Raw genomic sequence first — 23,690 nt, 5'->3', positions numbered from 1 at the left:
GAATGCTGTGTTAGCACTCCTCCTCATTTGGTTTACCGATATTGATGGCACGCGGGTTTTCGCCCCGGGCCATTTTTTATGCTCGGATACACGCAAAAGCCGCGTGCGCCTTCATTCTTACACTGTTCATTTCAAGGTTTCAAAATCAAGGAGAATTAAATGGTCGCTAAGATATTATTGGTGCTTGTGTTTGTGGCTATTGCCGTAGGAGTAGGAATCTACTGCAATAGAACCACAAAAACGGTTGATGGCTTCGTGCTTGGCGGGCGCAAAGTGGGTCCATGGATGAGCGCATTCGCTTACGGCACCAGTTATTTCAGCGCAGTAGTTTTCGTGGGCTACGCTGGACAATTCGGATTCAAATACGGCACAGCAGCCACATGGGCTGGCATTGGCAACGCAATACTTGGCAGCCTTTTGGCGTGGTGGGTATTAGGTCCACGCACACGCGAGATAACGCATCGCCTTGGCGCGCAAACTATGCCGGAATTTTTTGGAAAGCGCTACAATTCCAAAGCATTACGAATTGCTGCAGCGGCTATCATATTCGTCTTCTTAATTCCATATACTGCTAGCGTCTACAATGGGCTTTCGCGCTTATTCGGTATGGCATTTGCGCTGCCCTACGATGTGTGCGTTATAGGAATGGCGGTAATTACGTGCATCTACGTTGTTATTGGCGGCTATATGGCAACGGTTATGAACGACTTCATACAGGGCATCGTTATGTTAATTGGCATAACAGCGGTTATAGTGGCAGTCATAATGAGCAACGGCGGATTCAGCGAAGCCATTACGCAACTTTCGCAAATACCCGCAGATGGCAGCGCCATGCAAGGACCATTCGTTAGTTTCTTCGGTCCCGATTTGTTTAACCTGCTAGGTGTGGTTATTCTTACATCGCTTGGCACATGGGGCTTGCCGCAAATGGTGCAAAAATTCTACGCTATTAAAAGCGGTCCAGCGGTAAAACAAGGTGCTATTATTTCTACGCTATTTGCTTTTGTCGTAGCGGGAGGAAGCTACTTCCTAGGCGGCTTTGGGCGCTTATATGAAAGCCAAATTGAATACGCAGCCAATGGAACGCCAATTTATGACTCGGTTATTCCTACTATGTTATCCACTCTGCCCGATATCCTTATTGGCTTGGTTATTGTGCTTGTGCTTTCCGCTAGTATGTCTACCCTTAGTTCGCTTGTATTAACTTCGTCATCCACACTTACAATCGACCTTATAAAAGACAATTTCGTAAAAGATATGAACGAAAAAAAGCAGCTGATTAGCATGCGCGCATTGCTGGTTGTGTTTATTGCTGTGTCTGCGGGCATTGCGCTTTTGCAGTACCATTCCTCTATTGTATTTATTGCTCAGCTGATGGGATATTCATGGGGCGCACTGGCTGGCGCCTTCTTGGGGCCATTTTTGTGGGGACTATACAAGAAGAAGGTTTCAAAGGCAGCAGTATGGTGCTCGTTCATTATTGGCGTAGGTCTTACAGCCGTGAACATGATAATGGGCTTTGCGGGTACGCCCCTTATTGCCAGCCCTATCAATTGCGGCGCACTATGCATGATACTGTCTCTTATAGTTGTGCCATTAGTAAGCCTAATTACTCCTGCTGAAGAATTTCCAATTGATCCGCCTTCGCGCCTGTCGGCATCAGACAGGGAATTTGAAGCCGAAATTGCCGCACAAGAGGCAGAAGCCATAGCTGCCGGCAAATCCGTTTCCGTCGATGACAAAGATATAGCACCAGAAGTGCAGGAAGCTATTAATATAGTTCGTTCGAGCTAATAAGATATACAAGAATCAGAAGGGGTTACGTTCAGAAGCTGCGCAGCTTTCACTCCGCCCCTTCTGATTCTTTTGGCGCAATATGTATGCCTGACGTATGAAATCGAGATCGATATCCTGCGTTGCACGTCTCTGATTGCCAGAGATAGCACATATGAGAACGCCGCCCTTTATCGTAACTCTTCTGCTTATCGGAGATCTTGATATCCTACCTAGAATGACATCTTGGGGCATATAGGCAGAAAAGTGTGTAAGGCTCAGTCCATCGCAAAGGGGTAAGAAGTGCTGTTGTGGAACTCTGACCAAACCAGACCGTGTGTTGCCTTCGTCACTTTTTAGGCGAAAAATGGTCAAAACTTCCGACTTTCCACAGTCTATAATGCCAAATTACGCCAATTACGAATCAAAATAGAATTGAAGAACCCTGTTTGCCCAGTGTTCTCCACAATTCAAGTTAACTATGTGGCGCTATGACCATGGAAAGCTGGAAGTTTTGACCATTTTTCTAACTTTTTTGAACTAATATGCGGATGAGTTGAATTCGCTATAACCGGCGCTCTCGTATTCGCGCCTTATCTCGCTCAGATTCATTAAAACACCTCTTCTAGCACCCGGTTGAAATATGATTGCCCTCGCGGAATGAGGTCAGCATATTCTTCCAGTTTGTAGACATCTAACCGATTTATAAGCTTGCGATACGAGTTAACCGCTTCTCTATAGATCTTGTAGGGTAGTTTATTGCGCGATCTCATGAGCTCAAGGAGCGTTCTTTCAAGATCGAACACATTCACCTCAACCCCATCATAGGTAATGGTAGTAGCCCCTACCTGCAGCCATTCTTGGGGAATGTAGCTTTGCCGGATCGCCGGATTTGTGATCTTGGTGCCGCCGCGCTTCGTGACCACGTCGATGCTTTCAGGCGGAAGATCTATAAGATCATGGAGGTACAGCGCCGTAGAACCCGTCACTATTGCATCAGGATAGAGCTTGGCAAGAGAGCCCAAGATGCTATCAGATGCCTCAGTCGCATAGAGATTCCTTGCAAGGTGTCTAATCTTTCCTGACTTAACAGCTTGCCTTAAGCCATATTGACCGCCGCTTTGGGCATTCGCTTCTTTGTACGTGAGCAGCATGAGTCGTCCTAGATATATAATCGCCTACTTTTGCAGTTAATTGCAGGCGACTATGGACAATAGATCAAGGTGGAGCTTGCAGGAGGTACTGATCTGATTTACAGGTACTGCACCGATATTCTTGCTGTCTTGGGCAGCAGTCAGGGATTCGGTTCGTTCCCGGAGGTCTTTTTATTTTATAATGCCAAACGTGCTTGCACCGATGGGCCCTGCTTGCACGATTTTATTAGTTGCCCATAGCCCCGGCTTTGCCGCGTGGAAAGGAAGTTATCATGAACGATTCTTTAACTATGCCCAAAACCAAGATCGCAAATATGCCTAGGTCGCGCTATATTGCGCAAGCCGGCATGATCGCAGCGCTCTATGCTGCTGCAACTTTAATCTGCATGTTGCTGTTACAGGGGCTAGCTTGGGGTCCGGTGCAATTTCGTATTTCTGAGGCTGTTTGTGTGGTTGCGGTGCTAACCCCAGCCGCTATTCCCGGGCTTACAGTAGGGTGCGTAATAGCCAATTTGGTGAATATGGTGGTAAGTGGAACCGGTGCATTGGGTTTATTGGATGTTGTCTTTGGTAGTACCGCTACGCTTATTGGCGCTGCATTATGCTGGAAATTACGTCAGCGTCCGGCTTTGGCAATAGGGTGCTTTGTGCTTACCAATGCGCTTATAGTGCCTGCGTATTTGCCGTTGCTTTTGCAGGGATTAGGTTTTTACACCATCCCATTTACTAATATTGCTTTAGACGGCGCATATTTACCAATGTATTTATTCGGTCTTATAGCAACTGGTATAGGAGAAGCGCTGGTTATATATGTGCTTGGGATGCCACTTCTAAAGGCTCTGCAGCGTTTTCAGCGCATCGATTAAAGAATGTATGATCGCCAATATCATTCACCTGACCGCGCATCAGGTGAATGATGTTTCTATGCTGTAAATACCTATGTACAAAACCGCCATGCCACTTTTCGATATCGAGGTTGTTTAGATAGGCGTGATTTTCGGGCTGATTGCAGTCGCAATATAGACATGCATATTCTTAATCTGGACGGGTGTTCAGATTAAGAATTCAATCGGCATTCAGATTCATGTTACATACTGATGTGTTCCTGAATAGCTATACGCTTTTTACCCGCGTCCAAGTTTCGCCGTATTCTTGCTCCATGAATCGAGAAATATCATCCCAGTTGTCTGTATCTTTCAGCATAGCTATATGGGTTACGATTTCTTCGTCGTAATCGTGTCCATCCAGATAATCTTCGCTTGAACCTTGCGCCACAGAAAATCTTCCAAGTGCAATCATGTCTGCTATAGCGCGCACATGATTGGCAACACTGAATCTTTTGTTTTCGTGTTCAGGTATGTTGGAATCGCTGTCGCACTCGATGCCCCATGTACCCCAAGGCAAATCTTCTGTAGCAAGCATACGGGGTTCTTTCCATTGAATACCAAAGCGATGCCAATCTCCAGTGGTTCCAAGAGAACAAGGCAGATTTAATGCATGTATGTCTGTTATGTATCTCATATCTATATTATTACAGACCTAGCATATTATATGCGTTGTACTGTAAATTATTGCCATACACGGATATAAGTATTAACGATGAAGGCAACCCTATCTTCTGCGCAATCCGCATCCAAAGAATCGACGAGTGAACAAGAACTTGCAATTTTACTTTAGCGAAGTCTTCTGATGTATAACCAGTAGCCAAATTACTAATAAGACCTTATAAATCATTTTGAGCGCATGAAGGATCGCGCCGAAAACATACGTCTGATTAGCGAATTTCTATGCAATGGGGAAAAGTGGTTTGCCGAAAATTTTGTAAATAATGAGTAAATACTCTAATCGAAAAGACACAGTTCTCACGCAGATTCTGGTGATGCGGGGAAGCGGAATGAAAGCTGCGAAGGCTTCTGAACGTAGTCCTTCCGGTTTCATACGTCGGGCATACATATTGCGTCAAAAAAGAACCAGAAGGGGCGACGTGAAAGCTGCGTAGCTTCTGAACGTAACCCCTTCTGATTCTTGTATGATTTAGCGCTATTTAGCTTAAATGTCGCTATAGCTGAATTGCTTTTTGCCTTCGAAAACTTCCAGAGCATCTTCAACACTGTAATCAGCCAGCGTAATTGCGCTGATAGCCTTGGTTAAGCGAGTAGCCTCATCTAAACTGCGCTGGTGAATGTTGCGTCCTGTTGCGTTACCGCATGCGCCACCTACATGAATCTGGTCATGCAGCTGTGTTAGGAATGTTTCTGCATCTACAGTAGAACCGCCTGCACAAACCAAGCCGGTGCGCCCAGCTGCCATGCTGGCAACATGCAAAGCCTGTGCCGGAGTGCGTCCGTCTTCTGGCTTTGGCGGGTTCACCTTTACAAAATCGGCACCTAAGCATAGCGCCACACCAGCGGCACCAGCAATAAGATCTGGATCTTTTTCAGCAGTTACTGCTTTGCCGCGCGGATAAATCCAAAGCACTACAAGAAGCCCTTGCTCGTGCGCCTGAGCAATAAGTTGCCCAGCCTCTGCCATCATAGTTGCCTCGTATTCGCTACCCAAATAAATTGTGTATCCCAAGCCAACAATGTTTACGCCGTTTTCGCGCATCTGAAGTACTGCTTCTAAATCGGTCAGTTGCGGCGAATAGGGATCTTCCTGCTTGGTGCTAACCAAATTAGTCTTGCTGTTCATCTTTATTAGATAGTTGATATCTGGATAATCAGCCGCATATTGCGCAACAAGACCGCGCTGACCTGCCAAAATACCTATAACACCTTCATTCCCTATTTGGAATAGATGCTCGGGCTTGGCATCGGCTTCATCAATACCTTCACCATAAAAATCTTTGTTCATGTGTTCGACCTTTTGGTCGCACGCAAACAACATTAGTCGTCCGGTATTGCGGGTAGCCTTTAGGAAGTTCGAGATGTACGCATCGCGCGATTCCGCGGGAACATCCATAGGGACGCGAACGTCAGCAGCAGTAATCTTAGGCATTATGCCTCCTCTTTAGGTGATTTCCTACGCCAACATTGTACTATTCGTCGGAATGTAGTGCCTTGTCGAATTCGTCTTTGAAGGCACCAAACATGCCAGTGGCACGACCAAACTGCCTGCCTGTAACATATGCACCCTTATCGACCGCAGCACCGGCAGCTTTTGATGCCTTTTTTACAGTAGGCTTTGCCTTGTCAATTGCCTCTTGTGCCTTTGGCTTAACTTTTTTCACTACGCGCTGTGCCTTGTCGGCAGCTACAGCAGTTGCCGCTCCGGCTTTCTCCGCAACGCCACCGCCGACATCAATTTCTTTCACGGAATCGTCTACCAAAATGCACCCGAGCGCCGAAGAATCATCGTCATCTGAGACGTATAGCTGAGTACCCATACCGCGCTTAAAACCACGAATAGCGCTTGCGGGTATGTTTCGTTGACCTAGCAATGTATTAGCCGTTGCGCCCTTGCTAACCACCAGCGTTTCTATAGCGCCGGTTTCCGGGTGAAACAGCACATCGCCTACTATGCCAAAATCTGTGCCGTCTTCGCACATGACCGCAAGACCAAGCCACAGCACACAATCGTCTAGGTTCACACCCAGCCTTTTACATGCACCTTTGTCGGTATTCTGCGACCCCTCGCGTACTACTATGTTTCCATCGACCACATCGAAACCGTTGTACGCCACAAACATATCAGCTCTATGAAACATAAGCGCCACATCGGGACGCTTCACGAGCAACCCAACGCAGCGCTTCTGTTTTGGATGGAATACGCACGCGCGTACTCTGCCCACCTTCTTTATGGCATCTGAATCGCCCTGTTTCAGACGACCCATCCATACATGCTTACCTGTAAGCGCACTAACGCTTTGTAAGCCGCTTTCAAGCTGTTTGTTCATAAGACTAGGCTATTTCTTAGATTTCTCTTCAGCTTCTTCAATTTTTTCATCAACTTTTTTAGCGCCATCTTGAGCCGTGGCACTAACTTTATCCACAGCGCCTTTTACAGCATCAGCCGCATTACCTAAAGCACCAGCGGCAGCAGCCTTAGCATTGTCTACAGCCTGCTTAGCTTTGTCGGCAATTTTGGGAGCTTCACCTTCAACAGCAGCAGCACTTTCCTGTGCATTCTGTTTTACCTGAGCAGCAATACGATCGCGCGCTGCCTCAATCTTGGCGCGAAGTTCATCGTTTTTATCAACCGCAGCATTTGCAGCATTGCCAGCAGCATTCTGTACATTATCGAATGCTTCTTGACCCTTTTCAGTCACCTGCTGTACGCCACTTTGAATACTTTCAGCTGCTTTAGCTCCAAGAGCCTGAGCGTCATTTGCAACACTACCAGCATAATCGGCTACCATATTGCGCGTTTCTTCGCCAGTACGCGGCGCAAATAGTAGCGCGCCAACAGCACCGATAGCTCCACCAACTATGAAATACATAAACTTGTTCATTGCTGCCTCCTAGCATTTTCGAACCGTGCCCGCATTATACGTACTAGAACCCTATCAAAACGCCTCAATGTACCTAAAACATCTGTTGGAAACTTATTCGTAAAGTTCCAGTTAGAAAAGAGGAGCTCTACTTACAGCCACATTCACCAATTCATCCATAACAGCTGTAAGCGACAAACCTGCCGCTTCGCAAGATGTTGGGAACAGCGAATGAGAAGTCATGCCGGGCGACACGTCCACTTCAAAGCATTTCGCTTGCGCACCATCCCAAATAAGGTCGATACGCCCTAAATCGCGCACACTGTAAGCGCGATATACCTCAAGTGCCGCACGCTCAATTTCGGCACGGATAGCCTGCGCCTGTTCAAGATTAGGCGAAAGCGATTCCAGCCGCACCGGACAGTGGAAATCGACCAATTCATCGTTCAGGCGCGCTTCGGCATCGTAAAATTCACCATGTGCCACTATTTCCACAGGCGGCAAAGCATGAGCATCCCAGCCGCTTCCCAAAATAGATACCGACACTTCTACGCCATCGACCCATTGCTCGATATTGACCGCATCATCGTAGGAAAGCGCATCCAAAACAGCTTCGCCTAAATGCTCTTGATCGTGCACTTTATGCACGCCAAGTGCACTTCCACCATGAGCCGGCTTCACCACCACAGGAAAACCACCAGCAACACGCTCTGGTACCAAATCTAGCGCCGTAGCCGCACCCATATCCTTAAAAGCATCGCGCGCCACAAAGATACCCTGAGGCCAGCTTGCCACACCTGTATCCCCTGTTATGTCGCGATATTTTTGCACGCTGGAATGAAGCGCATCTTTATTGTATGCACGATGACAAACACTTGCAGGCGAACCCACAAATGGAATACCCAAAAATTCCAACAAGCTTTGTACTGTGCCATCTTCGCCGTGCTTGCCGTGAAGCGCGTTATACACAACATCGGGTTTTTCGCTGCGAAGCGTGGGAACTAAATCGGGAACCGTGTCTAGCGGAATAACCTTATGCCCCGCTTCTTCAAGCGCATCGCACACGCGCTTGCCACTTTCCAGCGAAAATTTCCGCTCGAAAGAGCTTCCGCCCATCAGAACCGCAACCTTCAAACCCATACCAGCACCCTTTTCTCAAATCGAGTTTATCGGTGTTTCTTTCTTCATTCTAGCTCAAATATCTCTCGGCAAATTGCGCGTGCACCTTTTTCGTAAATTAATAGCGAACTATTAAGCATTAGCCAAAAGCAAAGCAATAACAGTTAACTTGATTGCTATTGTTAACGCATATGAACATTGATGGGCGCGCGACTAGGATCTATAGCGCCGGCATCTATAAACACGCGGTATAGCTCTAGCCTGCGCTCTATAACCTCTGCCAAGCGACGAATAGCCTCGGTCAAATTCTCCGGGCTTTCGTAACTAAAATTAATACGCATGCAATTCTTGCCGCCACTAGCCTTCGGATAGAACGAATCGCCCGGCACATATGTAACGCCTGCGTCCAGCGCCTCGGCAAGCATGCTGCCCGTATCTACGTATTCTGGCAGCGTTACCCAAATAAACAGACCGCCCTCCGGATGCGTCCAAGTAGCTTCGGGCGGAAAATATTCTTCCAGCGCCGCCAGCATAGCATCGCGGCGTTCGGTATACACGCTAATAAACTTCTGCAGCACGCGCTGCCATGGCGTGTCGGTGAAATAATGCTGCACAATTGACTGGTCAATTGAACTACCGCACAAGTCGGTCCCCTGCTTTACCAACGACAGCTTTGACAACACATGCCGCGGTGCAACTACCCAGCCCACACGCAATCCGGGTGCAAATATCTTTGAAATGGTGCCCAGATACACAACTTCATCATCTAAAGCTTTGCATGGAATTTGATGACCGCCTTCAAAACGAATGCGCCCGTAAGGATCGTCTTCCACAATTATGAAGTTGTATTCGTGCGAAAGTTCAACCAAACGCCGACGGCGCTCGGGTGTCATAGTAACGCCACTAGGGTTCTGGAAATTGGGAATTACATACGCAAATTTCAGCCTAGGATTATTGTGTCCTATGCGCTCAAGTTCGGCTTCCAGTAAATCCATACGCATGCCATCTTCGTCGCATTCCACAAAGTGAACTTCAGGCTCGTATGCTGAAAATGCCTGCAAAGCGGTTAAATACGTAGGTCCTTCCGTAATAATTATGTCGCCCGCGTCAATAAATGTTTTACCTATTAAATCTAGCGCTTCTTGCGCACCAGAAGTTAGCAGCACATTCTCAGGTTTACAGCGTATGCCTACATCGCGAACTAAGTCGCATACCACGCTGCGCATGCCGGGGCGCCCCTCGGTCGAGCCATACTGCAGCGCCTCTGCGCGGTCTTTTGGACTGTGCATTGCCGCTTCAATGGCGCGGTCAACTTCTTCAACCGGCAACAAGCGCACATCGGGCATGCCACCCGAAAGCGAAATAACGTCGTCGCGCGTAGCGGCACTAAACAAGTCGCGCACCGGAGACGAGCGCATCTTATGTATGCGATTAGCAACCTTGTCATCTGATCTGTCAAATTCCAAATGCGCAGTCATTATCTACCGCCTCTTATTGTTCCGTATTCAGAAAGTATATCGTTCAAAACCGCGACCGCATCCTTCACAGCACGCAATGCTATTAGGTCATCATAGAAGTTTACTTCAATATGAGCGCGCCCTGCCCCCTCATCAACCCAATTTGTAGTTCCCACAAATCTTTGTGAAGGCTTAGTGCAAGAATTGTGCACTTGCGCATCTATGATTAAATGCTCTAACAGATGCGGAAGCGACGTGCTGTCAATAACGCTGCCAAATGTTGGACCCGCTTTGTTTATGCATGTGTGAATCGGCAGCGCCGAACAGCGGCAACATGCCATCTTCGCCATGCGAGCATCAGTAGTATGAGGAATGCCCGGTGCCAGCACAACTTCTAAAGACAACCGACCTTCACCAACTACCACAGATTCAATGTTGACGAAATCTTCCACCGCTAGCAGCCTAACATTGTGCGCCTATGCGCTCACATCGGAGGGAACATCTAATGCGTCAACATCGCGCACATTAGAACTAGCCGAATCATCGGAAGATTCAGAATGCGATCCGTCGCCTTTTTCATCGGGATTAGCTGCTCTATCAGCATCTGATGAACCACCTGCCCCATCCGCATCGCTAGCATTCGTCGCATCTGAGGCACCATTTTCTTGTCCCGAATTTTGACCGTCTAATGTAGGATCTAACGCACCGGTGCCATTCGCTGCAGAATCATTCGCCGGCACATCCATCGGCTTCGTAAGGGCTGTAACACCATCGCCAATACCGGGCGTAAGTTGCCCCATTCCAAACCATTCGCTAAACAACGCAGCCACCGTCCATGGAATGTCCTCGAAAAGCGTGCTCCAAAAATCGAATTCGCCATCGGTTATAGAAAGCTGTTGGCGGTCTAGCGAAAAACGATATCGCCCCTGTCCTGCCATATTGCCAAACTTAAAAGATATCGTTTTGTCTGTAGGATTAATTGAATACTTATACGCCACATCTTCATTCAAGCGTATTGTTGTGTCGCTAATTTCCACCTGCATTCCGCTGCCTTCAAGCTGCCATGTGCCCACCATATCAGCAGCATCATCAAATGTGTACCAACGAAAAACGCTAAACAGAGCCACAGATGCCACCAAAGCAGCTATTAGCGCAAACACTATGACCCACATGATGCGGCGTATTATTTTTTTGCGATGGCGCTTTTTGCGGCTGCGCTCTATCTGATTTAGGCGGTCTATGTGTTCTTTGCGCTTCTCAGGATTTAGCGGCAAAGAACCCTGAGAATCTTCCGACTGCTCTTCATCGGCGCCAACATCGGGCGGCAAATCACCTATGTCGCCCGCATCTTCTTCCAACGCCGCCATAACCGAAGTTTGATCGACGGCATCTTTGGGTTGCTCCGCGTTTGTTCGCGTGGAGGCTAGCATTTCTATTCAGACTTTATAACCTCTAAGCCGCCCATGTAGGGCACCAACGCTTTTGGTACAGTTATTGTACCGTCGGCGTTTTGATAATTTTCTATAATTGCCGCCATGCACCTACCCACAGCAAGACCGCTGCCGTTTAGTGTATACGCAAGACGTGTTCCCTTGAAATTCTCCGGATCGCGATAGCGGATATTCGCGCGACGCGCCTGGAAATCGGTACAACAAGAGCAGCTAGAGATCTCTTTGTAGCCGTTGTAACTTGGCATCCATACTTCAACATCGTAAGTTTTTGCGGCTGAGAATCCTATATCGCCTGTGCACAGCGTTATAACACGATACGGCAACTCTAGCGTCTGAAGAATATTCTCGGCATCGGCTACCATGCTTTCAAGTTCGTCCCACCCTTGTTCAGGAGTAGCATACTTCACCATTTCCACTTTGCTGAACTGGTGAACACGTATTATGCCGCGCGTATCACGCCCCGCGCTGCCAGCTTCTTCGCGGAAGCATGGCGTGAATGCGCAGTAGCGCAGCGGCAACTGCTTAGCATCTAAGATTTCCCCAGCATGCAAATTTGTTAGCTGCACTTCAGCTGTGGGGATTAGATATAGCCCCTCGGTTGTCTTATACAGATCCTCTTCAAACTTCGGAAGCTGCGCGGTGCCTGTAAGCGTATCTTTGTTTGCCAGCGCCGGCACCCACCATTCTTTATATCCGCGGCTTGTATGCTGATCAAGCATGAAGCTAATCAATGCGCGCTCAAGCCTAGCGCCCGCACCACCCAATACATAAAAGCGGCTTTCCGCAAGCTTCACACCGCGCTCGAAATCGATTATGTTCAAATCGCTTCCCAAATCCCAGTGTGGCTTATAGTCGAAATCGAAGTTGCGAGGCGTGCCCCAACGACGCACCTCCGGGTTATCGTTTTCATCTGCACCGATAGGTGTTGTGGCATCGGGCATATTAGGAGTGGCTAGCAGCAAGTTACGCAAATCGGCATCTATTTGTTCGCGGACTTCAGCCGCCCGGTCGAGTTCTTCATTTATAACGCGCACGCGCTCTTTCGCCTGCTCAGCTTCGTCAGTGCGCCCTTCCTTCATCATGCCGCCGATTTGCTTTGATATGGCATTGCGTTCAGCCTGCAACGACTCCTCTTTGGCAATGGCTTCTCGACGCTTGGAATCTAGCGCACTAAACAAATCTGCATCAAAAGACGTATTGCGGTTTTTCATCGCAGTACATACGGCATCTAAGTTATCGCGAACAAACTTCACATCCAGCATGCTAAACTCCTTAAAATAGTTAACCGACCTAGTATATCGCAACGCCGCCGCCATTCCTTGATTCCTATGCGGCTGCTGTACTTTTCCATAGAGCGGCGGCTATGGTAGCATATACTTTGAAACAGCCACTAAATACAGGTAAAACACACTACAGCGGCAGGATTGAATGCTAAACCAGCAAGTCATCTTAGATAGGTATCGAGTAATTGAACGCGCAGGTCGTGGTGGTTACGCTACGGTTTTTCACGCATACGACACTCTGTTAAAGCGCGATGTAGCTATCAAGAAAATTGAAATATCAGCAGACGATTTGGAACGTGCACGCGCTCAAGCTAGCATGAAAGTGCGCCCGGGTGCCATACTTCCAGACGATTTACAGGTAACAAGCAGCGCCGATCTTCCCGAAGACCCATCTTTCTTAGACAAGCGCGACAAGCGCAAAGCGAAACGCACGCGCACGCCAAGCGCCACACGTGCGGCAAGAACAGAAACAAAGCGCGCTATCTTTTCGCCAATAGGAAATGCAGCCGACAATGATGTAGCCGCACTAGCCGAGCAGCTTCCCGGTGTAATAAACGGCGCAGGCAACGCAAAAATAGATGCAGTAGATGGCAACGGCGTGAAGATAGACTTGGACGATTTGGTTCCTGTAGAACCGCGTCAATCTGATAAAAACCTACCGGTAATTAATATTGTAGATGGCACGGAATCGCCCGTATTGCCAGTTATCGGCACGCAAAACAAGCGCGGAAAACGGCGAGCAACAGGCGGCGCAAACTTTCGCAACGAACACAATGCTGCCGCGCCCGAGGCTAACAGCCTAGACCCTGCTTTCTACGACAACATACCGGGTCTTACCGAAGCGCGCTCTGCCGCACACCTGAACGACCCCAATATTGTCACCGTGTACGACTGCGTGGTTGACGGCGATTTCGTCTATGTAATTATGGAATACGTAGAAGGCAAAACGCTTGCCCACATAATGAACGACCTGCAAAACGATATAACGCTAGATATAATTGCAGCCGTATTTGAAGCGGTATCCCACGCATTGGAAGTAGCACATAGCGCGAAACTGTTGCATTTAGATATAAAACCTGAAAATGTAATAATCAGCAAAAAAGGTGCCATTAAAGTAGCCGACTTCGGTCTGTCTGCCCTAATGGATTCAGGAGGGCACGGCACTACTGGTGGCGGCACAATAGGCTATATGCCACTAGAACAAATGCGCCGCCGCGCGCTGGATGTTCGCACCGACGAATGGGCACTTGCCAGCCTTACCTACGAAATGCTTTCGGGTCAAAACCCCTTCCGCGCCAAAACACTACGCGAAGCCGAAGCCGCAATAGAAAACGCCGAGCTTGTATTGCCATCACAGTGTTGGGCTGACATAGATGAGGCGGTGGACGATATGATCTTCCAAGCGCTAGACCCAGAACCAGAAGGACGTTTCGACACGGTAAAACAGTTCGCAAGTGGCATGTCTGCGCTTCTCGGCGATGCTAAAGCGGGCAAAAAACAGCTAGCTAAAGTGATAGAAGGCGAAAACGCGGCAGAAGAGGCCGCAGATAGCGAGCGCGAGGCTTTTGGCGACGGCGTGCCCCTGATAGACAAACTAGGAAAGCGCGGATCTTCTATTCTAATGCATGCTTTCGCAGGGCTAGCAGGCGCTATGATGGGCGTGGTTTCGCTTCTAAATTGCCGTTTTAGCATATCGGATTCGCTTGGGCTTCTAAGCAGTATCGCCCCAGCCTTCTGGGCAATTCTTGTTGTACTAACAGGATTATGCGCATGGAAACCGCGCTTTGGCATGCCCGTCACTTATGCTGCATTTAGCATAATGCTGCTTTTTAATCACGCATGGGCACTAGGATTTATCATGCTTGTAGTTACCGGCGCTTGGTGGTGGCTGTTCGGAAGAAGCAGCGATGAAATGTGTCTTGCCACAATGCTGCAGCCACTGTTTGGCGCGGTAGGCTTTGCTGCCATATCACCTATTATGGCAGCCGTTATGTTGGATGTTCGGGAAGCGCTGGCAGCAGCAGGATTTGCAGTAGTTAGTGCTATAGCTTTTGCAGCCCTTGGAACGGGCGACCTTGGAATGTGGGATGTAATGACAAGCGTACTGACAGCAGCAAACGCCGACATTGCCGGAAACACCATAACTCAAACATTACTGTTAACCGTATCAAACCCCGCAACATGGCTTGTAGCGGTTAGCTGGATTGCCGCAGCAGGCGCTTTCTCGCTTCTATGTCGCCGGGGTACAAAAATGTTCGACATACTGGGCGCATGCGCAGCTGCCGCCCTAATTATAGGCGGCAGCATAGCAAATGTTTTTCTTTCGAATGCGCCATTAATGATGTTCAATTTAATAGCTGCCATAGTATGCGGCGGCGCAGGAATCATACTGGCTATTCTGGAAGTGCCCGACCGCGTTCGCCTAGAAGATGGCGAATGGTAGCGGCAATATATAGAACAGCAAAAGCCAACTAGCAGCCTTAGCAGCCTTAGCAGCCCTAGCAGCCAGCTACCAAACAAGCAGCGCCAAGCAGTAACGCCGAACTTTGCTAACTTACAGCTCGGGCAAACTAGCAGCCGCTACCGATTGACCTACACGACGCATCTTTTCGTCTGGAAGCGTTACAGTTATCTGGGCATCAAGCTCGGGATATTCCTCAGCCAAAATGCGATTGCATTCGCTTATTAGCAAATCGCCGCCATCGCCTGAAGCCACACGACCCAACACCAGCAAAGTTTTTATCTCGTAGAATTGACTGTACAGCACCAGCGTATGAGCCAAATAGCAACCGATTGAACGATAGATATCAAGAGCATCCTGATTTCCTTCGTTCGCTAGCGCCTGAACCACTTTTAGCTTCTCAGCAGGTGACAGTTCCGGATCAAGCACTATATTCGCAGCCGGTGCCAGCTTAATAACTGCATCTTGGCTGAAATATTTGCAACCCACACCAAAGTCGGTAGACCATTCATCTTGCATGGCTTTAGGCGACAAATCCACAGGCGCAAAAGCTAGCTCGTTTATCCACCCTAACACATTGCCTTCAGCGTTAACATATCCAACTGCTTCAGACGTACCCATAGCAATGCCCAAAATTGAGCCTTGACCGGTACTCATAAAACCAGCAAGCGCTGTAACGTCGCCATCGTTTGCCACCACTAGGGGCACGTTACCTATTTCCTCACCGGCGCGGTCGTAAATGCTTTTTACCTCTTCGCGACGATCGCGCGGCACCTTAATAAACAATGATGCCACCATAGGGCTGTTCCCCACAAAAGTACCAGCAGAAGACACGCCTATCGCATCTACGCGCGGCATTTTAGAAGCTGCCGTCTTGAAGGCAGTAACTATTTCGTTAAAGTGATACTCAGGGTCTTCCGTTACCTTTGGAAACCATACAACTTCCTCAGAATAGATAGCCTCGCCATCTACCACAGCCGACACTTTGCGATCGGAACCGCCCGCATCAAACCCAATGCGGCACCCATCCATATGTCCGCCTATCTGCTTAGCCGATTCATTAGCCGCAGGGAAGTCTTCCTTCGACACCGCCACAACCTGCAGCGGTTTTTCGTACACATCGCCCACAAAGCCGTAATCAAACTTACGCTCGCCGTCAGGCGAATACATTTCGGCAAGCTGCTGCGCAATGTCGTCGCATCCGCATACATACACCTTGAAGCCACCTATGCTCCACAGTTCAAACTTTATAAGGCGCTCAACATAGCGCAAATTTGCATCGGCAAATTCCTGTCCGCGAATAAAACTCTCACGCACCGAAATAAGTCCATCTTCGCGCTCTACCGCTATGGCAATTGGATGCTTGGCACCTTTCAAGTATTCGCGCATCCAAACGCCAAACGGAATGAAATCTTTGTCGAGCACTGGAACATTTTTAATCTCGTAATCTATTCCCAAGTAATTCATTCTAGTCTCCTATTATCTCGGTTAAGATCTGCTCGGTCATACATAGCGCGCGTGGAACATGAAACGGTCCTTTGAATGTAGACCCTTTCGTAGGAGGCATAGTCGGTTGTCCATCGCGACGTAAATATCCGTACCATTCGCCATATTCGTCATCGGCAAAATACTCTTTGCAATAGTCTAGCGTGCGGAACAACCAGTTCAGATAGTATTCATCGCCCGTATCGCGATAAGCCTTGGAAGAAGCTATCATAATCTCGTTATGCGGCCACCAAAGCTTCATATCGTGTTCATATGCCTCGGGCGGCAAACCTTTCGCGTCGATAAAGTAGAGAAGTCCGCCAAATTCCTTATCCCAGCCGGCTTCTATCGCCAAACGGAAAATATCTTCTGCCGTTTTGTGCAGCTGCTTATCACCACGATAATTCGCCTCATCCATCATAAACCAACTGCACTCTATATCGTGCCCGGGATTTACCACGCGCCCCGCCGTGTACCACAGTTCGGGCTGTCCATCTAGGTTCACACTTTCAAGCGTACACCCAAGTTCTGGTCTGTAGTGTTCTTTCACAATACGCTCGGTGCATTCGCACGCATGACGGTCGTATTCAGCAGTATTCGCAGGGTCTACACGGCGCATTATGCCTATTATGTTCAGGAATATCATCGAATCGCCAAGAGAGCGCCCCGCGCGGGTTTCGGCAATAGTTTTCGGACCCATACCTGTTGGATCGGCAATTAAACCGTTATTCAAATCGTAAATTAGCTTGTATGCACGCCGTGCCCGCTGAAGATGCTCTACTTCGCCAGTAACGCCATAGTATTCGGCATTACCAATGCAATAAAAACCTTCCGAGAAGTTATAGCGACGCTGACGAAGCGGCTTCCCTTCGGCAGTAACAGTGAAATACAACCTGCCACCCGCATCTCGGTTAATGCAGTAGTCCTCAAGAAAATCTAAACAGCTTTTCGCCGCGTGCAACCATTCAGGTTTGCTGCCATACACATGACATAGATACGAAAACGTCCAAGCACAACGCCCCTGCATCCATACACTTTTATCGGTGGAATAAATTTCGCCTTTGCGATCTAAGCAGGTGTACACACCGCCATTTTCGCTATCAATACCGTGTTCTAACCAAAAAGCCACACATTTATCCAGCTGATCTCGAATCCATTGTCTGCGCTGCACCAGCTGAGTAGTAACTTCCGAGGTCAAAGCGCCTCCTAACATTGCTCGAAGAAACGACGTGACAGGCATTTCTCCGTCGTTGGTATGTCGCAGCTATTGTACAATAGCTGCTTAGTTATTCGCGATATTTTGGGGGCGATAAAATGGCAACTCCGCGCTTTACGCTTACGTCATACGAACCGGTTTACGCAGTATGTGAAGAAGTGCGTATTCCTGAAGATGTAGTAAAGCAAACAGCTCTGCGTTGGCTGCAATTAAACGTGGCGAAAGAGGGACAAACTGCTAAGTTAACCGATAAATGGGTAGCAGAGCACACTGACGATTTCAAAACCGTTGAAGAGCTACTAATCTTCATCCGTTACAACATGTACAAAGACAACCGCGAGGTTCAGGAATTGGCAGACCAAGATGCAATCTGCCGCGAACTTGCCACACGTCTTGTAGAAGAAATTCCTCCGGAAATTCTGGAAGAGTCTATATATGCTGCGAATTATCGCCTAGAAGATATGGTAACGCGCCAAGGTATGACGGTAGAGCAATTTGCAAATCAGCGCGGCATATCGGTGGAGCAGGTTTATGTCGATGTGCGCGAGCGCACAATTGAAAGCTTGAAAGAAGACTCTGCGCTAGAGGCATATGCCACGCATGCTGGTCTTACGCTAGAAGCGGAAGACTTTTATGCCATTATTCCCGGTAATAGCATTGAAGAGAAAGCTGAAAAGCGCCGCCAGATAGAGCTAGATGGGCGCTTAGAGCAAATGGAAGCGTATGCGTTAAAGACAAAGGCGCTAAAAGAAATTATGGAAAACGCCATGATTAAGCGCAGGGAAACCGACCCTGAGTGGCTGCGCTATGGAGACACCAGCGCCGATGTGTTAGACGCTAACAAGCAATTCCCCGAGGCATTCGTAACGCTATAGGCGCATTCATATATAGAAAGGGGCTGTAACAAAAGTCCCATCAATAAGAAACCCGCTACAATATGTGGTGGGTTTCTTGCATTTCATTTCAATATATAGCGGTTCAAGATAACCATTCAAGACTTTTGTTACAGCCCCTTTTCTTTTTTGCGATCACATATCATTTTCGCGGCGGCGCTTCGATGCATACAATACTGCAGCGCCTATGCCCGCAAACGCCACACCAAGCAAAAGCGTCAACACGGGTGCATTAAGATCGCCTGTTTGGGCTAACGATTGCAACGCACGTACCACTCGGTTTGCACCATTGTTATCACCCGAATAGCCATTTGCTGCAAATTAGTCACTTCTCGACTTAACTGCAACCCAACTGCAATTCTTCCTAGAGTAACTGCAAAAGGTTGCGCCTAGTTTGAAAGAGAATTAGGCATACGCAATGCGAACAATTACTCACATAACACCCGATTATGAACCTGCAGAAAGTTTTTTACGGAAAAATGGTCAAAACTTACAGCTTTCCACTGTGAAAAGCACAGAATAGCCCCTATAGATGCACTACCAAATACTGTTTGCCCAGTGTTCTCCACAATTCAAGCCAGCTATACGGCAATCCGACCATGGAAAGTCGAAAGTTTTGACCATTTTTGTCAATTTATTTCTCTCGCTACGCATTTGAAACTTCGCAACTTAACGAGATTGATTGCAATCGCAATATGGATGGGTGCTCAGATTAAGAATTCGGCATATAGGCAGAAAAGTGTGTGGGATTCTGACTTGACACCCCTGTTCAGGCAAGCTTTTTCTAAGAAAAAGTCAGTTATGAACAGGGGTGAGCGGTATCTATCTCAAAATGCAGCATTTGCGGCAGCAAAATGTCAAAGAACAAATTCACTAAAGCCGGAAGGCAGAGGTGGAGATGTAGCTTATGCGGAGGCTCTAGTGTTAGGAGAAACGATACCTCTGCAAGATGGCTTTTGGGTAAACTCTCTCAAAGTTGACGCTAGATTACGATTCAACTTATCCGCGTACTAGTTCAAAAAAAGTTAGAAAAATGGTCAAAACTTCCGGCTTTCCATGGTCATAGCGCCACATGGCTAACTTGAATTATGGAGAACACTGGGCAAACAGGGTTCTTCAATTCTATTTTGATTAGTAATTGGCGTAATTTGGCATTATAGACTGTGGAAAGTCGGAAGTTTTGACCATTTTTCGCCTAAAAAGTGACGAAGGCAACACACGGTCTGGTTTGGTCAGAGTTCCATCACAGCGCTTCTTACCCTTTTGCGATGGACTGAACCTTACACACTTTTCTGCCTATATGCCTGAATTTGTATCACGCAATAGCTTTATTATCAATCCTGAAGACAAAACCCGGAAGTCTATCCCTAGGGTTAATGCTCAAGGGGATGCAGGATGACGTGAAGTGGATGTACGCGAAGCTTGGCGGTTCGCACTCTCTATCGCTCTTAGCAAAACGCCAATTATGACCCGAATTCGTAGAGGCGATAGGCGCTTCTGGCGAATTTCCCTGAGAAGAGCACGGCAAACATCTGCCTGTCCGGCGTCTTCAGTTCATTAACTAGTTTCGCAGGTGTCATGCTGACCTCTTTGAGTCCCTTGTATCCTGCCTTCTTGACAAGCGCATCGATATCATCCACGCCGTAGACACGATCTACGCCAACATCTTTCACCGGATTCTTGATGCGAGACGCTCGAGCCCCGAACTTAGTGTATATATCCATCAGAACTCGAATCGATGGGTACTTCTCACGCATAATGGAAAGAAGCATGGTCAATTCGTTCTGATTGAGATACATGCTGAGGCCCTCCAGCGCGACTATAGCGCAATCTGAAACCGGAAGCCCGAGTAAATCATCGGGCTCTGTCGCGTCGAGCACCCAAAGCGAGTAGGTGTCGGACTCGTCATAGAACCGCCTCCGCTCCTGTATGACGCCAGCCAAATCGCAGTCAATCCACTTTCTGCGTTGCTCGGCAACCCGGAGACATCGACTATCCAATCCGCACCCAATCTGCACCACAAGAGCCTCTGGAAAACGACGAAGCTGATCGCTCACCCAGTCGTCGAACACCTTCGCCCTCATAGCCATATAGTAGGAAAGCCACTTTGACCTCGAACTTGCGGGGAGGGAAAGACCGAACAAATCACAGATTTCCTCAGCCTTCTTATCGTCTAGAATGATTCCCTGTTTGCTGGTGCTTGCCTTGCCAAGCAAGGGTATGTACAAGGTCCTGCTTTCGGCGCTTAGCAGCGTGTCGAATTGACGCATCCCTTCTAACACCTGATCAGAAGCGTTCCGCATTTCCGGCATATCTCTGCGGGTACGGAGGTGCGCCCACCAACCTTGTGGCTGGTCACTTCCGTGAATCCCGGGGCGTTTCGCGCGTTATTCAACGCACCCGGCACCTCGTCGGCAAAGCTGAAAGCGCCATCCTTCGTGCTGAAAAGGTACCCTTTCTCCAGTTCAGTTCCACAAACGCTGCAACATCCCACAGTCAAAATCCTCTCACTCAGGATCGGTCGGAACCCTTTCGCTAACCGCACGCCCAAACCTTTCAGGCTGCGCAACGGCATCCTCGACACGTTGAAGCGCAATACCTCAAGCGAAAGAATGTTCTGATCAATCATATCTTTCATACCTCTAAGAAAAGTTTATTCCTGCATTCTCGCGACCACTACCATTCTAAGATGGAATATCAGCATCTTAGATGTCATGTCGAGATGACATAGATACAACAAAGCCCAACTACCATGCGGTTCTCCGTTGCCCGCACAGCTGCTCGCTGCCACTACGGTGCCCGCTGCCCGGTCCCAGCGCACGACACAGAACGTGTCGACAATGTGACATTGCGGCTCTTTTCGGTCCCCCCAATGCCTACTACCTTCAGTCCCATAGCAAAATCTGACAAAAGGAAGTGGCACGCATGTCAAATAAAACACAAGGAAGAAGAGAATTACTTGCAGGGCTGGCGCTGCTGGTTGCCTTCGCGCTATGGACCGCGCTGATCCAATGTGTAGACGTGCAGCCTATTGGTCAGAACGGGACAAACATCGGCTTCGCAACGTTCAATACGTGGTTTCATGAACTGACGGGTGTGCATATGCTTGTTTACCTGATCACGGATTGGCTTGGCATCGTGCCAATCGCGGTATGTTTGTGCTTCGGGGCGCTGGGTGCCGTGCGGTTGATCAGGCGCAAGAGTCTGTTTCAAGTAGATGCAGATCTTCTTTTGCTGGGCGTCTATTACATCCTCGTCATCTTTGGATACGTGGTCTTCGAGATGATTCCCATTAATTATCGTCCCATACCCATAGACTCAATGATGGAGGCATCGTATCCTTCTTCTACAACGCTTTTGGTTCTAAGCGTCATGCCGACGCTGAAGTACCAAGTTGACCGTAGGGCGAAAAGCTCGGTTCTTAGGGGTGTCACAACGGTATTTACAGCTACATTTTCGGTTCTCATGGTGTTCGGGCGGCTGGTCGCAGGCGTTCATTGGGCAACGGATATCGTTGGGGCTATTCTGCTGGCAGTCGGGTTGTTCATGATGTACCTGTCGGCTGTTACATTCGCAGATCGCAGAAAGGTCAAGCCGGATACGGAGGTATAAAGATGGAGTTCAGCGAGAAACTGCAAGAGCTAAGGAAGAGCAAATCGCTCACGCAGGAGGAACTCGCCTGCGCCCTTTACGTTTCCAGAACGGCGGTATCGAAATGGGAATCCGGCAGAGGCTACCCTAGCATCGATTCGCTCAAGGAACTTTCCCGATTCTTCTGCGTGTCGATAGACGAGCTCATATGTCCAAACGAGATCATCGTGGCAGCAGAAGAAGAGAAGAAGGAATTTGCCAGCAGGTATCGTTCCCTCATTTGCGGTGCGCTCGATGTGCTCCTTGTTGTACTTTTATTCATACCCATCTTCGGCAACGGCGCGGATTCTACCGCTGCGGTGGCATTACTTGACCTTACAGGTGTCAGCTCTTGGCTTAAAGCCGTGTTCGTGGCGCTTGTCTGTGTCACGGTTCTGGAAGGTGCGTTCGAGCTGCTCGCAACCAACTTAGGCAAGCCAACATGGAGCAGACACCTGCTTGCTGCAGGCATGGCTCTCTCAATCGTGAGTGTTGTGGCATTCATTGCCTCTAGACAACCGTATGCAGGAATTGTCTGCTTCGCCCTTCTCGTGATAAAGGGTTTCTTCATTTCTCAGAAGAAGTAGATCGACGCAGGCGCTATTTCACGTTTTGAATTACTTTCGTTTCTCGAAATAGGACTTCATGCGAGAATCCGAATCTCTATTCCCAAAATCTCAAAAAATAGTAAAAATTGGGAATAGAGAAGAACGCTCAGCCGCCTCAAAATAGCCAGCTCTTCCAAAGGGACTGTAACAGAATTCCCTTCTTTTATCTTTATCTAAAGTCGTTGCCTTGATCGCCGCCTAGCAGTTTGCTTTGCTGTTTCATATGTTCAGCTTTTTCCTTGGCGCTTACAAAGTTTTCCGGCGCATCCTCTATTTCGATAATCTCAATTTCGAAAGTTAAATCTTTCCCCGCAAGCGGATGATTCATATCAAACGTTACCACGCCGTTCTCTACAGCTTGCACCGTAACGGGCATAGGTACACCATCATCGCTAGAAGACATCCATATGCGCTGACCAACTTTCACATTGCCTCTAGGCACTTGCTCTAGCGGAACCTGTTGTACAAAATTGTCTAAATATTCACCATAGGCATCATATTGGTCAACTGTGAAAGTCTTTTTTTCGCCAGCAATGCCTTCCATAGCTAGAATTTCGCGCTCAAAGCCATCTATAACCATATCCATTCCGGTTTGGAATTTCATCGGATTTTCAGCATCGGCGTAACCAAACACTTCGCCTTCGTCAGTTTTGCCTGTATAAATAAGTGTTACTGTAGACCCTATCTGCATGTTCATTTCTCCTTTGTATGATCGCTTAGCAAATATCCGC

At 48.2% G+C, this 23,690-nt stretch carries 22 protein-coding genes; 6 read left to right on the top strand and 16 right to left on the bottom strand.

The window, feature by feature from the left end:
* Nucleotides 1-159 precede the first annotated feature (159 nt).
* Nucleotides 160-1,794 (top strand): sodium:solute symporter, encoded by a 1,635-nt coding sequence (locus tag G7Y37_RS03540; protein ID WP_165061924.1) that lies wholly within the window; start codon nt 160-162, stop codon nt 1,792-1,794.
* 590 nt (nt 1,795-2,384) lie between these two features.
* On the opposite strand, the gene G7Y37_RS03535 is transcribed toward G7Y37_RS03540, so the two are convergent.
* A complete protein-coding gene (locus tag G7Y37_RS03535; protein WP_165061921.1) occupies nt 2,385-2,927 on the bottom strand; it encodes a hypothetical protein in 543 nt (180 codons plus the stop codon).
* Nucleotides 2,928-3,199: 272 nt separating this feature from the next.
* Here G7Y37_RS03535 and G7Y37_RS03530 point away from each other — a divergent pair, with 272 nt between their 5' ends.
* Complete coding sequence (locus tag G7Y37_RS03530; RefSeq protein WP_241155991.1) at nt 3,200-3,793, top strand: QueT transporter family protein; 594 nt, start codon at nt 3,200-3,202, stop codon at nt 3,791-3,793.
* 247 nt (nt 3,794-4,040) lie between these two features.
* On the opposite strand, the gene G7Y37_RS03525 is transcribed toward G7Y37_RS03530, so the two are convergent.
* The 9 genes from G7Y37_RS03525 to serS form a co-directional block, all read right to left on the bottom strand.
* On the bottom strand, nt 4,041-4,349 hold the full coding sequence (locus G7Y37_RS03525; protein WP_165061918.1) for a hypothetical protein: 309 nt from the start codon (nt 4,347-4,349) through the stop codon (nt 4,041-4,043).
* 627 nt (nt 4,350-4,976) lie between these two features.
* Complete coding sequence (locus G7Y37_RS03520) at nt 4,977-5,924, bottom strand: aldolase (protein ID WP_165061915.1); 948 nt, start codon at nt 5,922-5,924, stop codon at nt 4,977-4,979.
* Between the two features lie 40 nt (nt 5,925-5,964).
* Nucleotides 5,965-6,822 (bottom strand): PRC-barrel domain protein, encoded by an 858-nt coding sequence (locus G7Y37_RS03515; protein ID WP_165061912.1) that lies wholly within the window; start codon nt 6,820-6,822, stop codon nt 5,965-5,967.
* 9 nt (nt 6,823-6,831) lie between these two features.
* Nucleotides 6,832-7,377 (bottom strand): YtxH domain-containing protein, encoded by a 546-nt coding sequence (locus G7Y37_RS03510; RefSeq protein ID WP_165061909.1) that lies wholly within the window; start codon nt 7,375-7,377, stop codon nt 6,832-6,834.
* Between the two features lie 111 nt (nt 7,378-7,488).
* Nucleotides 7,489-8,496, bottom strand: coding sequence for a D-alanine--D-alanine ligase (locus tag G7Y37_RS03505; RefSeq protein WP_206214081.1), 1,008 nt, complete (start codon nt 8,494-8,496; stop codon nt 7,489-7,491).
* A gap of 161 nt (nt 8,497-8,657) precedes the next feature.
* A complete protein-coding gene (locus G7Y37_RS03500; RefSeq protein ID WP_241155990.1) occupies nt 8,658-9,953 on the bottom strand; it encodes a PLP-dependent aminotransferase family protein in 1,296 nt (431 codons plus the stop codon).
* Nucleotides 9,953-10,384 (bottom strand): hypothetical protein, encoded by a 432-nt coding sequence (locus G7Y37_RS03495; RefSeq protein ID WP_165061907.1) that lies wholly within the window; start codon nt 10,382-10,384, stop codon nt 9,953-9,955. Before G7Y37_RS03495 ends, G7Y37_RS03500 begins: the two co-directional genes overlap by 1 nt.
* A 24-nt stretch (nt 10,385-10,408) precedes the next feature.
* Nucleotides 10,409-11,362 (bottom strand): hypothetical protein, encoded by a 954-nt coding sequence (locus tag G7Y37_RS03490; protein ID WP_165061904.1) that lies wholly within the window; start codon nt 11,360-11,362, stop codon nt 10,409-10,411.
* Between the two features lie 2 nt (nt 11,363-11,364).
* Nucleotides 11,365-12,645, bottom strand: coding sequence for a serine--tRNA ligase (gene serS, locus G7Y37_RS03485; RefSeq protein WP_165061901.1), 1,281 nt, complete (start codon nt 12,643-12,645; stop codon nt 11,365-11,367).
* 166 nt (nt 12,646-12,811) lie between these two features.
* Here serS and G7Y37_RS03480 point away from each other — a divergent pair, with 166 nt between their 5' ends.
* Complete coding sequence (locus tag G7Y37_RS03480) at nt 12,812-15,109, top strand: protein kinase (RefSeq protein WP_165061898.1); 2,298 nt, start codon at nt 12,812-12,814, stop codon at nt 15,107-15,109.
* 111 nt (nt 15,110-15,220) lie between these two features.
* Here G7Y37_RS03480 and G7Y37_RS03475 read toward each other — a convergent pair whose 3' ends face one another.
* Both G7Y37_RS03475 and G7Y37_RS03470 read right to left on the bottom strand, forming a co-directional pair.
* Nucleotides 15,221-16,594 carry an ROK family protein gene (locus G7Y37_RS03475; protein WP_165061895.1) on the bottom strand — a complete coding sequence of 458 codons (1,374 nt, stop codon included), beginning with the start codon at nt 16,592-16,594 and terminating at the stop codon, nt 15,221-15,223.
* Nucleotide 16,595: 1 nt separating this feature from the next.
* A complete protein-coding gene (locus G7Y37_RS03470) occupies nt 16,596-17,810 on the bottom strand; it encodes an AGE family epimerase/isomerase (RefSeq protein ID WP_206214080.1) in 1,215 nt (404 codons plus the stop codon).
* 116 nt (nt 17,811-17,926) lie between these two features.
* Between G7Y37_RS03470 and G7Y37_RS03465 the strand changes: the two genes are divergently transcribed.
* The gene (locus G7Y37_RS03465) at nt 17,927-18,703 is read left to right on the top strand and encodes a hypothetical protein (protein WP_165061893.1); all 777 of its coding nucleotides are present in this window, start codon (nt 17,927-17,929) and stop codon (nt 18,701-18,703) included.
* 153 nt (nt 18,704-18,856) lie between these two features.
* Here the strand turns inward: G7Y37_RS03465 and G7Y37_RS03460 are convergent, their stop codons facing one another.
* From G7Y37_RS03460 to G7Y37_RS09110, 3 genes are all read right to left on the bottom strand, one after another.
* Entirely contained in the window at nt 18,857-18,997 is a 141-nt protein-coding gene (locus G7Y37_RS03460) for an LPXTG cell wall anchor domain-containing protein (protein ID WP_165061890.1), read from the bottom strand.
* Nucleotides 18,998-20,184: 1,187 nt separating this feature from the next.
* Entirely contained in the window at nt 20,185-20,991 is an 807-nt protein-coding gene (locus G7Y37_RS03455) for a class I SAM-dependent methyltransferase (protein ID WP_165061887.1), read from the bottom strand.
* 5 nt (nt 20,992-20,996) lie between these two features.
* Nucleotides 20,997-21,350, bottom strand: coding sequence for a PF20097 family protein (locus G7Y37_RS09110; protein WP_206214079.1), 354 nt, complete (start codon nt 21,348-21,350; stop codon nt 20,997-20,999).
* A gap of 296 nt (nt 21,351-21,646) precedes the next feature.
* On the opposite strand from G7Y37_RS09110, the gene G7Y37_RS03445 reads away from it, so the two are divergent.
* Together G7Y37_RS03445 and G7Y37_RS03440 are read left to right on the top strand one after the other, a co-directional pair.
* Nucleotides 21,647-22,333 carry a phosphatase PAP2 family protein gene (locus G7Y37_RS03445; RefSeq protein WP_165061884.1) on the top strand — a complete coding sequence of 229 codons (687 nt, stop codon included), beginning with the start codon at nt 21,647-21,649 and terminating at the stop codon, nt 22,331-22,333.
* 2 nt (nt 22,334-22,335) lie between these two features.
* Nucleotides 22,336-22,938, top strand: coding sequence for a helix-turn-helix domain-containing protein (locus G7Y37_RS03440; protein WP_165061882.1), 603 nt, complete (start codon nt 22,336-22,338; stop codon nt 22,936-22,938).
* A gap of 190 nt (nt 22,939-23,128) precedes the next feature.
* Here the strand turns inward: G7Y37_RS03440 and G7Y37_RS03435 are convergent, their stop codons facing one another.
* A complete protein-coding gene (locus G7Y37_RS03435; RefSeq protein ID WP_165061879.1) occupies nt 23,129-23,650 on the bottom strand; it encodes a peptidylprolyl isomerase in 522 nt (173 codons plus the stop codon).
* Between the last annotated feature and the right edge of the window lie 40 nt (nt 23,651-23,690).

The sequence above is a fragment of the Adlercreutzia sp. ZJ154 genome, assembly GCF_011039055.1.
Classification (GTDB): Bacteria; Actinomycetota; Coriobacteriia; order Coriobacteriales; family Eggerthellaceae; genus Adlercreutzia_A.
This window is presented reverse-complemented; position numbering and strand designations above follow the sequence as displayed.

Coding starts and splice junctions, on each gene's coding strand:
- G7Y37_RS03465 (WP_165061893.1), top strand. CDS start 17,927: ATGGCAACTCCGCGCTTTACGCTTACGTCATACGAACCGGTTTACGCA.
- G7Y37_RS03455 (WP_165061887.1), bottom strand. CDS start 20,991: ATGCGTCAATTCGACACGCTGCTAAGCGCCGAAAGCAGGACCTTGTAC.
- G7Y37_RS03480 (WP_165061898.1), top strand. CDS start 12,812: ATGCTAAACCAGCAAGTCATCTTAGATAGGTATCGAGTAATTGAACGC.
- G7Y37_RS03505 (WP_206214081.1), bottom strand. CDS start 8,496: ATGGGTTTGAAGGTTGCGGTTCTGATGGGCGGAAGCTCTTTCGAGCGG.
- serS (WP_165061901.1), bottom strand. CDS start 12,645: ATGCTGGATGTGAAGTTTGTTCGCGATAACTTAGATGCCGTATGTACT.
- G7Y37_RS03525 (WP_165061918.1), bottom strand. CDS start 4,349: ATGCTTGCTACAGAAGATTTGCCTTGGGGTACATGGGGCATCGAGTGC.
- G7Y37_RS09110 (WP_206214079.1), bottom strand. CDS start 21,350: ATGATTGATCAGAACATTCTTTCGCTTGAGGTATTGCGCTTCAACGTG.
- G7Y37_RS03490 (WP_165061904.1), bottom strand. CDS start 11,362: ATGCTAGCCTCCACGCGAACAAACGCGGAGCAACCCAAAGATGCCGTC.
- G7Y37_RS03445 (WP_165061884.1), top strand. CDS start 21,647: ATGTCAAATAAAACACAAGGAAGAAGAGAATTACTTGCAGGGCTGGCG.
- G7Y37_RS03500 (WP_241155990.1), bottom strand. CDS start 9,953: ATGACTGCGCATTTGGAATTTGACAGATCAGATGACAAGGTTGCTAAT.
- G7Y37_RS03540 (WP_165061924.1), top strand. CDS start 160: ATGGTCGCTAAGATATTATTGGTGCTTGTGTTTGTGGCTATTGCCGTA.
- G7Y37_RS03435 (WP_165061879.1), bottom strand. CDS start 23,650: ATGCAGATAGGGTCTACAGTAACACTTATTTATACAGGCAAAACTGAC.
- G7Y37_RS03515 (WP_165061912.1), bottom strand. CDS start 6,822: ATGAACAAACAGCTTGAAAGCGGCTTACAAAGCGTTAGTGCGCTTACA.
- G7Y37_RS03475 (WP_165061895.1), bottom strand. CDS start 16,594: ATGAATTACTTGGGAATAGATTACGAGATTAAAAATGTTCCAGTGCTC.
- G7Y37_RS03440 (WP_165061882.1), top strand. CDS start 22,336: ATGGAGTTCAGCGAGAAACTGCAAGAGCTAAGGAAGAGCAAATCGCTC.
- G7Y37_RS03510 (WP_165061909.1), bottom strand. CDS start 7,377: ATGAACAAGTTTATGTATTTCATAGTTGGTGGAGCTATCGGTGCTGTT.
- G7Y37_RS03535 (WP_165061921.1), bottom strand. CDS start 2,927: ATGCTGCTCACGTACAAAGAAGCGAATGCCCAAAGCGGCGGTCAATAT.
- G7Y37_RS03530 (WP_241155991.1), top strand. CDS start 3,200: ATGAACGATTCTTTAACTATGCCCAAAACCAAGATCGCAAATATGCCT.
- G7Y37_RS03520 (WP_165061915.1), bottom strand. CDS start 5,924: ATGCCTAAGATTACTGCTGCTGACGTTCGCGTCCCTATGGATGTTCCC.